At 47.2% G+C, this 13,783-nt stretch carries 9 protein-coding genes; 6 read left to right on the forward strand and 3 right to left on the reverse strand.

The annotated features are described in order from the left end of the window. Positions 1-48: 48 nt before the first annotated feature. The 4 genes from Q1A04_RS00210 to Q1A04_RS00225 all read left to right on the forward strand — a co-directional run bounded on the left by Q1A04_RS00210 (position 49) and on the right by Q1A04_RS00225 (position 5,937). Complete coding sequence (locus tag Q1A04_RS00210; protein ID WP_299699538.1) at positions 49-396, forward strand: MerR family transcriptional regulator; 348 nt, start codon at positions 49-51, stop codon at positions 394-396. Positions 397-414: 18 nt separating this feature from the next. After that, the gene (dprA, locus tag Q1A04_RS00215) at positions 415-1,536 is read left to right on the forward strand and encodes a DNA-processing protein DprA (protein WP_299699541.1); all 1,122 of its coding nucleotides are present in this window, start codon (positions 415-417) and stop codon (positions 1,534-1,536) included. A 227-nt stretch (positions 1,537-1,763) separates the two neighbouring features. Continuing rightward, positions 1,764-2,543, forward strand: coding sequence for an aminotransferase class IV (locus Q1A04_RS00220; protein ID WP_299699544.1), 780 nt, complete (start codon positions 1,764-1,766; stop codon positions 2,541-2,543). A gap of 280 nt (positions 2,544-2,823) precedes the next feature. Further along, positions 2,824-5,937, forward strand: a complete 3,114-nt coding sequence (locus Q1A04_RS00225; RefSeq protein WP_299699547.1) for a M4 family metallopeptidase — start codon at positions 2,824-2,826, stop codon at positions 5,935-5,937. A gap of 100 nt (positions 5,938-6,037) precedes the next feature. Here the strand turns inward: Q1A04_RS00225 and Q1A04_RS00230 are convergent, their stop codons facing one another. Further along, complete coding sequence (locus Q1A04_RS00230) at positions 6,038-8,635, reverse strand: SusC/RagA family TonB-linked outer membrane protein (RefSeq protein WP_299699550.1); 2,598 nt, start codon at positions 8,633-8,635, stop codon at positions 6,038-6,040. Positions 8,636-8,841: 206 nt separating this feature from the next. Here Q1A04_RS00230 and Q1A04_RS00235 point away from each other — a divergent pair, with 206 nt between their 5' ends. Further along, complete coding sequence (locus Q1A04_RS00235; protein WP_299699553.1) at positions 8,842-9,906, forward strand: oxidoreductase; 1,065 nt, start codon at positions 8,842-8,844, stop codon at positions 9,904-9,906. Between the two features lie 9 nt (positions 9,907-9,915). On the opposite strand, the gene Q1A04_RS00240 is transcribed toward Q1A04_RS00235, so the two are convergent. Beyond that, the gene (locus Q1A04_RS00240; protein ID WP_299699555.1) at positions 9,916-10,710 is read right to left on the reverse strand and encodes a thymidylate synthase; all 795 of its coding nucleotides are present in this window, start codon (positions 10,708-10,710) and stop codon (positions 9,916-9,918) included. A gap of 208 nt (positions 10,711-10,918) precedes the next feature. Here Q1A04_RS00240 and Q1A04_RS00245 point away from each other — a divergent pair, with 208 nt between their 5' ends. Beyond that, a complete protein-coding gene (locus tag Q1A04_RS00245) occupies positions 10,919-12,913 on the forward strand; it encodes a cation:proton antiporter (RefSeq protein WP_299699557.1) in 1,995 nt (664 codons plus the stop codon). A 43-nt stretch (positions 12,914-12,956) separates the two neighbouring features. Here the strand turns inward: Q1A04_RS00245 and Q1A04_RS00250 are convergent, their stop codons facing one another. Then, on the reverse strand, positions 12,957-13,553 hold the full coding sequence (locus tag Q1A04_RS00250) for a DUF4136 domain-containing protein (protein WP_299699560.1): 597 nt from the start codon (positions 13,551-13,553) through the stop codon (positions 12,957-12,959). Positions 13,554-13,783: the final 230 nt, after the last annotated feature.

A 13,783-nucleotide genomic window follows, 5' to 3' on the forward strand; every position in this document is an offset into this window, starting at 1 on the left:
CTATACCCGAAAATTAGTGCTGTTGGCCTATACATTGAAACCGACACTATGCCATATAAAGAAAAAGAAATCGAAAAACAGTACTACACCATCGGTGAAGTAGCTGCCATATTTGACGTTGCCCCTTCGCTCATCCGCTTCTGGGAGACTGAGTTTGACCAACTGAAGCCGAAGAAAAACAAGAAAGGTAACCGCCAGTACACCGTCAAGGACATTGAAGAACTGCGCTCCGTGTACCACTTAGTGAAAGAGCGTGGCTTTACTATACAAGGCGCCAAGGAAGTGCTCAAGAATAAATCGGTGCAGACCAAGGATAAGATCGAGATCATCAATTCGCTGGAAAAGGTGCGTTCGTTTTTAGTTGGAATCAAGGAGCAGCTGAACACCAAAAGCTAAGCCTGCGTACCTTGATGCATGTCACAGGAAGCCCAATTTGAAGTAGCCCTTTCGTTTCTACCCCACATCGGCGATCAGCTGACGAAGGTGCTGGTGAGTTATTGCGGCTCCGCCAAAGCCGTGTTCGATACGCCCGTTGTCAAACTGATGAAGGTGCCAGGCGTAGGTGAAAAGGTAGCCAAAAGCATTCGCGACAATGGCCGTCACGCTTTGGTGGAAGCTGAAGACGTCCTGAAAAAGGCTTCTGACAAGCATGTGCAGTTGCTTTTTTATACCTCTTCTAAGTACCCAAACCGACTCAAGCAACTGCCAGACGCACCGCCTCTCCTCTATTTCAGGGGCAACTCCGACTTAAACCATCGCCGCATTATCAGCATTGTAGGCACCCGTAAACCAACTAGTTATGGGCAAGCCACGACCGAGCGTATTGTAGAAGAGCTCAAGCCCTACAACGTGATGATTGTAAGCGGTCTGGCCTACGGAATTGACATTGCCGCGCACCGAGCCGCTTTACAGGCTGGACTTCCCACCATCGGCGTGATGGCCTCGGGGCCCGACACCATATACCCGGGCGTGCACAAGAAGTATGCTGAGAAAATGCTTGAGCAGGGCGGCGTTATAACCGAAAACACCTTCGGTACCAAACCCGATGCACCCCGTTTTCCGGCCCGTAACCGTATAATAGCCGGTATGTCGGACTGTACCATCGTCATAGAAGCGGCATTCAAGAGCGGCACGCTGATCACTGCTGACATCGCCCACAGCTACGACAAGGAAGTAATGGCCGTACCCGGAAATATCAACTCCCCCATGTCAGAAGGTACCAACTGGCTGATAAAGTCACACAAAGCGGCCGTACTTACCTCTACACAAGATCTGATCGAGTTGCTCAACTGGGATATGGAAGACAAACTGGCCTCCAAACGAGCTTCCGCTATTCCTGCGCTCGACCCAGCGGATTTCACGCCCGAAGAAATGCAGGTGCTGCAGGTACTGATCCAATCGGGCGAAGAGCAAATGGATAATCTGGGCTGGAAGGCGCAAGTGCCAGTCAGTCAGCTGGCCTCCGTGCTTTTAGCGTTGGAATTTAAAGGGATGGTGAAAGCTCTGCCGGGGAAGAGATTTGCGCTGATACGGTGAGAAATAAACAATTTGGCTCTCTAATTATTTATATGTCATTTTAAATTATGTGTTATTCAGGAGGAATCTTGTTTGCCAGCTTCAATAGCCTTTGCTACTTGCCACCAAGATCTTTTCAAGATGACAAAAGGTTTAAGTTTTGATCTTCAAATACTTAACTTTTAACTCTCAACTTTAATCGAAATACCTTGCTTCTCTATAACAACACTTTCGTTCTCCAACAAGATTTGAAACTCCCGATCTCTAACCGGGCCTTTCAGTATAATGATGGTTTTTTTGAAACGATTATGGTCGTGGATGGCAGATTGTGTTTTTGGGCTGATCATAAAGACCGTATGCGGGAGGCGGCGAGTGCTTTGCAACTCACAATACCTGAATACTTTTGGGACGGAGAACTGGAAGACAACCTGTTACAGCTAGTCAAACAGCGCAATGCGGTTAAGTTAGGTCGTCTTAAGTTAAAAGTATGGCGTGCTGGTGCAGGACTCTATACCCCACAAACAAATGAAATCGAATGGCTGGCGACGGCGGAACCTACTCATCCATTACCTGATGCAGGTATAGAAATCGGGGTTTGCCATAGTGTTACAACTTGCTTATCGCCTTTCTCAAATTTTAAAGGGCCTCAAGCGCCACTTTATGTGCTGGCAGGTATAGAGCGGCAGACCAAAGGCTTCGATGATTTGCTGTTGTTAAATACTGATGGACACGTGGCAGAATTGATTTCCTCAAATATCTTCTGGATGAAGGGTGATGTACTCGTTACCTCAGACCTTAAAACAGGTTGTGTGAACGGAATTTTGCGTCGTAACATCATTCGCTGGTGCCAGCAGCATAACATAGTAGTACAGGAAGTATTAGCGAAGCCTGAAGAATTGCTGGAGGCAGATAGTGTATTTGGTGCGAATGTGACAGGTATAAAGCGTATAGCAAGCTTAAAACGCACTGTTTTAACTCACGATGGAAATTTGGAGAATCGTCTTAAAGCAGCGTTACACTTGAAATAGCTGCTAAATAATTACTATTTTTTTATTATGAAGAGGTTGCCATAACAAGTTGGCGACCTCTTTTTTTATTGGTAATATACTAATATTAAAAATGAACTATATGCCTATAAACTTATTCTTTTTACAAACTAAGTACATGTTACCTAACGACTTAAACATTCCGGAAACTACTCTGATGCTTTACGTAGACTGCAATTGCTGATAAACTGCCGAGTACTAATACTTATGCTTTAGGCAAGACAGCAAGTAAAAATTATCTCACCTTAAACTTTTACCACGTATGAAACACTTTTACTTTTATGCCTCCTTATTCTTGGGAGGTTTGATTTGCTCCCCTGCTGCGTATGCACAGGATCAAGGCAAAATCAAGCAAAGGATCGAAGCCTCGAATGGCACACCCGCTTTTATCGAGTTTGATAACAAGGGCGCGGCGCACCGCTCCGACCAAGCCACGCAGGTGCTCCGGTCTTACTTGAATCTATCACCAGAAGATGAGCTAAAGCCGGGGAAATCCGAAACGGATGAAATGGGTTTCACACATCAACGCTACACACAGTATTATAGAGGAACTAAAGTAGAATATGGTACCTATACCGTGCACAGCAAAAACGGCGTAATCCAGTCGATTAACGGGGAACTTAAGAAAATTGAACGCCTTAATACAAAGGCCTCTATTTCTGAGCAAGCCGCACTTTCCGCTGCTTTAAGGCACATCAATGCCAAGACCTATATGTGGGAAGACCCAGAGCAGGAGGCGTGGGCAAAACAGCTTCATAATGATCCAAAAGCTACTTTTTATCCAAAAGGTGAACTGGTGATCATCGAAAATGAGTTGGCCAGAACCAAGGAAAAGCATGGCAAACCGGTATTAGCTTACAAATTTGACATCTATGCGCACCAGCCTGTTAGCAGAGATTATGTGTTTGTGGATGCGCATACAGGTGAAGTGGTTTTCAAAGATGCCATTATCAAACATGCCACCGCTTCAGGTACTGCAGCTACGCGCTATAGTGGTTCTAAAACCATCACGACAGATAGTTACAACGGCTCTTACCGCCTGAGGGAGTTTACCCGTGGCAGTGGTATAGAGACTTACAACTGCAATACGGGCACGAGCTACACGGCAGCGGTTGACTTCACGGATAATGACAATAACTGGTCATCCACTGAGTACAACAACACGGCCAAGGACAATGCTGCGTTGGATGCACACTGGGCTGCCCAGATGACCTACGACTATTTCAAGAACAAGCACAATCGCAATAGCTTTGACAATGCCGGAGCGAAAATTAAAAGCTACGTGCATTTTGACAAGAACTATGAAAATGCCTTCTGGAATGGTTCTGTCATGACCTACGGTGACGGTGCCACGCGCTTTGACGCCCTGACTAGTCTGGACGTGGGTGCGCATGAAATTGGCCACGCGGTTTGCTCTAACACGGCTAACCTGAAGTATTCCTATGAGTCCGGTGCTTTGAACGAAGGCTTCAGTGACATCTGGGGCGCTGCGGTGGAGTATTACGCCGCGCCGGGAAAAGCAACTTGGTTGATAGGAGAAGACATTGACAAGCAACGCCCTTCCCTCCGCTCTATGAGCGATCCGAACGCAGAAGGCCAGCCGGATACCTACAAGGGCGACATGTGGTACAGCGGCACCGGTGATAACGGTGGTGTGCACTACAACAGCGGCGTTCTGAACTACTGGTTTTATGTTCTTTCAGTTGGTAAATCAGGCACGAACGATATCGGCAATAGCTATAGCGTAACAGGTATAGGTATAGACGCGGCCGCCAAGATAGCTTATCGTACGGAAGCCGTATACCTTACTTCCAGCTCGGTTTATGCGGATGCACGAACTTATTCCATCCAATCTGCGATCGATCTGTATGGAGCCGGTTCAGCTCAAGTAATCCAGACAACCAATGCTTGGCATGCAGTAGGTGTCGGCGGAAAGTATGGTGAAACGACTTACTGTGTTTCTCAGGGAAACAACTCTTCTTACGAGTGGATCTCTAAGGTGCAGTTGGGTAGTTTTATAAAAACTTCAGGTGCAGCGGGCTATAGCGATTTCACGGGTACGACTGTTAGCGTGAGCGCAGGCAGTGCTTATCCTGTAACGCTAACCCCAGCCTTTGCCAGCACGGCATACAATGAGTATTGGAAAATATGGATTGACTACAACAAGGACGGTGACTTCGACGATGCCGGTGAACTTGTATTCGATGCCGGTTCCTTGAGCAAAACTGCCGTGAGCGGTACGATCACAATCCCTTCTTCTGCCTCGGGTACAACGCGTATGCGCGTTTCCATGAAGTATAATGGCGCTCAGACAGTTTGCGAATCCTTTGGCTATGGAGAGGTAGAAGATTATACCATCAACATCGGAACCAGTACCGCTTGTGCAGTGCCGGGTAGTCTAGCCTCTTCTAACATCACCTCCACATCTGCAACCCTTTCATGGGGTGCAGTGTCAGGTGCCTCCAGCTACAACGTACGATTCAGACCTATCGGCACTTCCACTTGGTCGACCGGCAGCGTAACGGGTACATCTGCCAGCGCGACCGGACTTGCGGCAAGCACGCAGTATGAGTTCCAAGTGAGTACGGTGTGCTCCGGCAGCAGCTCAGCCTACTCAACTTCCGCTACGTTCACGACGGCTTCGACTTCTGTGGCTTACTGTGCATCCAAAGGAAGCAATGCCAGCTACGAGTGGATAGACTTAGTGGAGTTTGGTGGTTTCAAGAATGTGACCAGCAGTGATGGTGGCTACAAAGACTTCACTAACCTGACAGCCAATGCCGCCCGAGGTAGCAGCAACACCATCTACATCAGCACCGGATTCTCAGGCACCGCCTACACGGAGCATTGGAGAGTGTGGGTTGACTTTAACCAAGACGGTGACTTTGATGATAGTGGCGAGTTGGTGGTTAGCGGTTCGTCCTCTAGCAGCGCCACATTAAGTGCAACCGTAAATGTACCGGCTACAGCTGCGCTTGGGAAAACACGTATGCGTGTTTCCATGAAGTACAATGCTGCGCAGACATCTTCGTGTGAGACATTCAGCTATGGCGAGGTAGAAGATTATAGTGTGAACGTAGGAAGCACCTTAATGGCTTCTTCTACCAGTAGCATGACTTCTGCTGAGCAACTTGGTGAAGCCATTGGTCCAGATGTGGCCGTTTATCCTAACCCGGCCAATTCTTACATTACAATCAAAGCGCCGTCAGAAAATGCAACCGTAAAAGTAATGAGCATCACGGGTGTTGAACTGATGCGTGCCGATGTAAAAGGCGCCGATAAACGAGTGGATATTTCCAAACTGGCAACCGGTGTATACCTGATCAGTGTGAACGATGGCCAGAAAGAAGTTTACCACCGCATCGTAAAAGAGTAACCCTGCTTAACTATTCCTAACCACATATTCATAACAAGTCAAAGCCCGGTCATTAGCCGGGCTTTGTTTGTTTGTTTGTTTGTTTGTTTGTTTGTTCAGGTTAGATGCTGAGATTTAAACCAAGCGAAAATGTTTTGGGCTGTGGATACTGGCCCATGTCTATACCACCGCGGACCTCGGGGTCCTGTCCTTTATACTTCGTAATAACGAAAGCATTTTGGGCTGTGGCGTTCAGTTTAAGATTTGCTCTTTCTTGTAACACGCGACCTAGATTATAAGTTAGCTGCAGGTATTCTAAACGGGCAAATGAAGCATTTTCGAGGAAGTGACTGGAATTAGTCTGTGGCATTCTAAAGCCTGTCTCAGTATAGCTTCCTGATACGTTTTCCAGATAACCGGATCCTAAGGCCATGTAAAGGGCGCTTCTGTAAGCATTAGCAAAATTGTAAACGTGATTGCCGGTAGATCCCCTCAGTAGAAAATTGGCGCTCAGTTTCTTATAATTTAATTCAGACTGAACTCCAAATACGAAATTAGGATCAGTAGAATTCATAACCTGCCTCTCATGGGTCCCTCTGCTGTCTTTTGTGTAAGCCCCTTCAAGTGGTATGCCGGCTTCATCATATAATTGCTCAAGGCGGTAAAAAGAGTTTATCGGTTTACCAGGGCTTAAAACCAAGGTATTATATATGTAATACTCTAGACCATGCTCAAAATCTGACACCTCTGATTGCAGATACATCAAATTTGCACCAATGCTCCAGTTAACATCAGGCCTGTTCATCAGTTTATAGCGAATGTTGCCTTCTAAGCCAGAAGACTTAAACCCTCCACTGTTTACCAAGTATTTGCTCATTCCTCCAGAATTGGCAACAGACATTTGAAGTAGCATGTCGGTCGTCTTTGACTGGAAGTAATTTATATCACCATACAGTCTGCTATCAAGAATTCCCCAAGCGATTCCGGCATTCCACTTGCTGGTCTGTTCCATTCTAAGCTCTGGGTTAAATATGGTGGTAAGCATGATGGATGCATGATCCGGTTTCAAAAAATTGCTATAGTTTGCAAACATACGCAGATCCGAAACAAGTGTGTTGGCGTCCATGAAAGCCTCTTTACTTACATTCCAAGAGATGCCTGCAGAACCGGACAAGCCAACTGCTTCTGTTCCAAAAATGGAGTTTTTGTCTTTCGCCAAGGATGTTTCTAACAGATAGCGATCCTTCAGCTTAAAATACAACTGGCTGTATAAGGCAGACGTTTTAACAATACCTTCGTAATAGCTGAGTCCAGAGATAACCTTTCCGCTCTCATTTGTATTTGGGTGGTAGGTAAGCTCATTTTCTTTTTCTTTTAAAATACCCCCCGCAACAAACCGAACTCTGCTGTCTAAGCGCTCCAGCGCTTGGTCGTAAATTATAAAGGCTTCTTTCTGCTCCCAATTAATATGATGGTCTTTATTCTCATAAATTCCTCCAATATAGGCTACTGAGGCCATGTTCGCTGGCCTTGCGCTGGAGAAATGATTGTTTTGCTCCATGCGGGCATAGCGCACATTTACACTTAGGCTTGGCAAAAAGTGTAGCCTGTATTGCAAGTGGGCTTGACCGTGTAGTTTAGCTGTCTGGTCATAAGCATGGCGCTGTTCTAGCAAGCTGAGTGGGTTTCTTGTTGTATAATAGTTTAACGTTCCATCAGGATTAAGATAAGTGCGGTAGCCGCCGTATTCATTGTCTTCATACACTGGTTGCGTAGGGTCAAATGCAAATGCCTCCGTAATAGCCGTATTATCAGCAACACGTAAATCCTCATCCACTTTACGCATGTGCAAGTTTAGACGAATATGATCATTTAGGAATCTCGGGTTAAGTGAAAGCGCCAGTGAGTTTCGTTTGGCTTGCGATGTTTTTAAAATGCCCTGCTGGTTAAGGTGACCGACGCTTAAACGGTATGGGAGAATATTGAGTAAGGATCCGCTCAACCCTATGTGCTGGTTATGGCTAAAAGCTTTGCGGTAGATCACATCCTGCCAATCGGTAGTAGAAGAGCCAAGCAGGTGGCTCTCCTCCGGCAATTCCTTATTTACAAGTTCTCGAAAGGCTCCTGCACTCATTACATCAGCCCTCTTGCCGAGCATCGACAAGCCTGCTGTTGAATTGAAGTCCACTTTTAATTTAGAGTTGTCTCTTCCCTTTTTGGTTGTGATAAAGAGCACACCGTCTGCAGCTCTGCCTCCATATACCGCTACAGAAGCCGCGTCTTTAAGCAGTGTTATGCTCTCAATATCATGCGGACTTAAGAAACTCAACGGACTAGTATAATCTGAAGCCGATGTATTGTCGAGAGGCATACCATCCAGTACGATTAAAGGGGTTTTATTCCCGAAGATAGTGGTGCCGGTTCTAAGCACCATTTCTGAACCGGCACCCGGGGCCCCGCCACTAGGTAACACGCGCAGGCCGGGAACCTGACCGGTTAGCAGTTGCTCTGTTGAGTAAATTATGCCTCGGTTCAGTTGTGCTGTGTTAAGTACATGAGCGTTCTCTGTGAATTGGTTTGAAGCACGCTTGCCAAAGCCGGTTTGAAGTGTATCAGCAGGCGCTGACTGCGCGATTGTGGTGAAAGCCAGAAATATACTGGCTAAAGTTATACCGCCAGACTTCAGAAGTCCGGAGTGGGTGATTAAAGTTTGTTTCAAGAAAATTGTGGTTAGAATTACAAAATCAGCTTCTAAAATAGTTCTTTCTTATAAATGCATATTCAATTCTGTGAATATTTATTTTATACTAGCAAAATACAGCTTCTAAAGCTCCTTTGTGCCTTTTCCGTATAAAACTTTGTTAACTTCGTTTCTTACACCAACTCGCTCGCACTTCATTTTTAGCGGCATATTTAATTGATCACATGGACAGAACTTTACATATCGGTTTACTGGGTTTCGGCATGGCGGGGCGGGTTTTTCATGCGCCTATCATTTCTGTGCTGCCGGGGCTAATGCTAAGCATGATAAGGGCAGGTAGACCGGAAAGTATAGCTCTGGCAAAAGCGTCATACCCTGAGGCGGAGGTAGTGACAGATGATGCCGCTATTCTACAGGATAATCGGATTGATTTGATAATTGTTGCCACCACCAACGACACGCACTTTGCTCTTGCCAAAGCAGCTTTGGAGGCTGGCAAAAATGTGGTGGTGGAAAAGCCCTTTACTATTACCTCCGAGCAGGCAGATGAACTAATCGAACTGGCCCATAAGCAAAACAAGTTGCTTGCTGTCTACCAGAATCGTCGCTGGGACAGCGATTTTAAAACCCTACAGAAGCTGATCCAGAGTGAAATGCTAGGGCGTTTAGTGGAGTACGAGGCACACTTCGATCGCTTTAGACCTATACCTGCCTCCTCCACTTGGAAGGAAGAAGACCAGCCCGGTACAGGCATTCTCTATGATCTAGGCTCTCATCTTATCGATCAGGCGCTGACGCTATTCGGAACCCCCGAGGAACTGTACGCTGACCTACGCACCCAGCGCAGCGGAGGACAGATCATCGACAGCTTTGACCTTACTCTCTACTATAAAAGCGGCCTGAAAGCCATTCTGAAAGCGGGCATGCTGGTGAAACAGCCGGGACCTCGGTTTATCCTATCGGGTGATAAAGGTTCTTTTGTGAAGTATGGGCTGGATGTGCAGGAGGCCGCACTCAAGCAAGGCCTCTCCCCTGCCAATACAGCTAATTGGGGCAAAGAGCCCGAGGAGATTTGGGGCAAACTCGACACAGAAGTCCAAGGCCAGCACCTTGTTGGCAAAATCCAGAGCGAAACCGGGGACTACCGCGGCTTTTACGAGAATGTACGTGACGCTATACTAGGTATAGCGGAGCTGGAAGTAAAGCCGGAACAGGCGCGCAATACCATTCGTTTAATTGAGCTGGCTATGCAAAGCAGCTACGAGAAGTGCCGGCTCAGCTTTCAATAAGCAGCAGGACTAAACAGCCACTGGCGCTTTAATACCCGGGTGCGAAACGTAGTTTTCCAGCTTAAAGTCTTCGAAGGTAAAGTCAAAGATGTCTTTCACATTTGGGTTTAGGCGCATAGTGGGCAATTGGTGCGGCTCACGGCTAAGCTGCAGCTGAGCCTGCTCCAAGTGGTTCAGGTATAGGTGCGTGTCACCGCCGGTCCAGATAAACTCGCCCGGCTCCAGTCCGGTTACCTGCGCCATCATTAGCACCAGTAAGGCGTAAGAGGCGATGTTGAATGGCACGCCCAAGAAAACATCGGCAGAGCGCTGGTACAGCTGGCAGCTCAGTTTCCCATCAGCCACATAAAACTGATAGAAAGCATGGCAAGGCGGCAGTTTCATGTTTTCTATTTCCGCCACGTTCCAAGCGCTCACAATGATGCGGCGTGAATCGGGGTTGTGCTTCAGTTGGTTCACCACTTGCGTGATCTGGTCGATATGGCGGCCATCCGGCGTAGGCCAACTGCGCCACTGCGAACCGTATACCGGACCCAAATTGCCGTTTTCGTCCGCCCACTCATCCCAGATCGTCACGCCATTTTCTTTCAGGTAGGCAATGTTGGTGTCCCCTTTCAGGAACCAAAGCAACTCGTGTATGATCGATTTGAGGTGTACCTTTTTAGTGGTCACCAACGGGAATCCTTCCGCTAAATCGAAGCGCATCTGGTAACCGAACACACTCAGCGTGCCGGTGCCGGTTCTGTCTTCTTTCTTCACCCCATTGTCGAGGATGTGCTGCATCAGGTCCAGATACTGTTTCATACAGATGATTGCGTTTGATTGTGGTTTTGAACCCTAAATATATTATTTAATATTCGCCTTTGGAAAAACAAATCACAATTCCGCCTCATTTTCGCACAATGCATATTTTTTGTGCTATTCCTTTTCTGACTTGAGTATATTGCCTGATGAATCAACCCAAGCGGGTTGTATCTCGAATAAGAAAGACTTTAAGGCATAAAATAATCGAATGGAAATTCCTTTACTATCTGACGTCGTAATTATTCTGGGGCTGTCTGTCGTGGTTATTTTGCTGTTTCAGCGTTTCAAGCTGCCTACGATTCTCGGCTTCTTGATGACGGGTGTAATTGCCGGTCCGCATGGACTGAGTCTGATTACGGCAGTGCATGATATTGAGATTTTGGCTGAAATAGGCGTTATCCTGCTACTCTTTATAATCGGCATGGAGTTCTCGCTGCGCAACCTTGCCCTGATAAAACGCACCGTACTACTTGGAGGCGCCACGCAGGTCGGGGTCACAATTCTGCTGGTGGGACTTTTGCTGATGATGTTTAATTTCTCGACAGCAGAAGCTTTTTTTGTAGGTTTTCTCTTCGCGCTCAGCAGTACCGCCATCGTGCTCAAGCTACTGCAGGACAAAGGCGAGATCAACAGTCCCCATGGAAAGGTGGTGCTGGGTATCCTCATCTTTCAGGATATCATAGTGGTTCCCATGATGCTCGTGGCGCCGCTTATGGCCGGTGGCTCTGAGAATATAGCGGTGGAGCTCCTACTCATGGTGCTCAAAGGGGCCTTCGTGATTGTATTCGTATTGATTAGCGCCCGCTATTTGGTTCCGAAACTGCTTTTTCTGGTGGCCCAGACCAAAAGTAAAGAACTCTTTATTCTCAGCATCGTGGTAATTTGTTTTGCAGTGGCTTGGCTGACTTCAAGTCTGGGCCTCTCGCTGGCACTAGGTGCATTTATGGCCGGACTTATTATCTCAGAGTCTGAGTATAGCCACCAAGCTACCAGTAATATTCTTCCCTTCCGTGAGATCTTCACCAGCTTCTTTTTTGTATCGATCGGTATGTTGCTGGATTTTGGCTTTATGCTCCAGCACTTACCGCTTATTTTAGCGCTTACCCTCTGTACCTTTATCTTAAAAGGCGTGATTGCGGCAATGGCTGCTCGCATTCTGCAGTATCCGCTACGTACTTCCCTCCTTGTCGGACTTTCACTTTTTCAGGTAGGTGAGTTTGCCTTTATTCTGTCTAAAACAGGTATAAACAGCGGCCTGCTATCTGATGAGGTATACCAGTACTTTCTGTCAGTATCGCTGCTCACTATGGCGATCACCCCCTTTGTGATCGGTTCCTTCCACACCATTGCTAACAAGCTAAGTGCCCGTTGGGTGCCGGCTAGCAATCAGATACCCAACGCACCGGCCCATGCGGAAGACAACGGCGATTTACACCATCTGGAAGATCATGTGGTGATAATCGGCTACGGCATAAACGGGCGAAACGTGGCCAAGGCGGCCCGCCATGCCAGTATACCTTATGTCATTGTGGAACTCAATGCCGTCACGGTAAAGGAGGAACGCTTGCGCGGCGAGCCGATTCTGTACGGCGATGCGGTGCATGGTGTTATTCTATCGCATGTGAGCATTCACAAGGCGCGTGTGGTCGTTATAGCTATTTCGGACCCCGAGGCTACTAAGCGTATCATTTCGAGCATCCGTGAGATAAGCGACAAGGTGCATATTATTGTGCGCACCCGCTTTATACAGGAAATGGAGGAAAATTACAGGCTCGGAGCGGATGAAGTTATTCCGGAAGAGTTTGAGACTTCAATTGAAATATTTACCCGGGTGCTTTCCAAATATTTGATGCCCCGCGATGAAATCGACAATTTCACCAACAGTATTCGGGCGGACAATTACGATATGCTCCGTAGTTTGACGGGACGATCTGCCAATGGCGGCAACTTCAGTGCCGACCTGCCTGATATCGAAGTGGCTAGCCTTCGGGTGTATACCAAAGATGACACGCTCGTAGGTAAATCGCTGCTTGACGCGGATGTGCGCAACCGCTTTGGTATTACGGTGGTGGGTATAAAGCGCGAGGGTGACACGCTGTTGGAAATAAACGCAAAAACGAAGCTAAAACGGGGTGATGTGGTGTATGTGGTCGGCAAACCGGTCGACGTCATGCGCTTCAACAATTTTGTGCGAGCCGACTAAGGTATAAAAGAAAACCCCGCTGTTGAGGCGGGGTTTTCTTTTTTTAACGCTGCACGGCGGTAGGCATGCGTTTCATGATTTCCTGTACCAGACTTCTCACTTTACCATAGCCGGCATCAGGGTTTTTGACGGCTCCCTCCGTCCAGCCGCGCCACAAAAGCTGCTTGCTTTTCGGGTCGATCACATCCACGATCAAAGTGCCTTGCTTAAATAGATCGACGGCCCGGTAGCCCGGCATCTGGGCGTTTCCATAGCTATACCGGTAACCCACCATATAGGCGTAGCTATACCCGAAACCCGGTCCATAAAGATCTGGTTTGTCCATGGTGTCCGGCACCGAAACGCTCACATCATAAGCCACCAAAACATCAGGATTCACAGTGGTCTTGCTATACCCCTTTCGCGCCATTTCCTCTTCCACCGCACGAATTAAATTGCTGTTCAGTGAAGGTCCATACCCTTTCATGTAGTTGGCTGCCGCGCTAGGGTCGTTCTGGTACCATGCATACGTAGTGCGGCCGCTTAAATCACCCTCCGAAGAGGTGATAGCACTGGTCTGATCGATACCTGTGGTGGCGACGCAGGAACTTAAAAGGAAAGCGAATAGAAATAGGTATAAGGCAAAGAGTTTATTTTTCATGCTTCTAATAGTTTACACGGGTATTTGGTCTGCAGCTGGTTAGGGACAGTGCCTTGTATATCTGCTAACGTATCAAATTGTCAAGGATGACATTTATCATCGCTTGCTTTCAAATTTATATATTCTTTTGCGAATAAATGAAATCTGATACAGGGAAAAACGGAACTTAGCTAACCGCACCAAACCGGCTTCGTAAGTTAAACCTGACTCTTTTCAAGTAACTGTTAAAA

It is taken from the genome of uncultured Pontibacter sp. (assembly GCF_947499215.1).
Classification (GTDB): domain Bacteria; phylum Bacteroidota; class Bacteroidia; order Cytophagales; family Hymenobacteraceae; genus Pontibacter.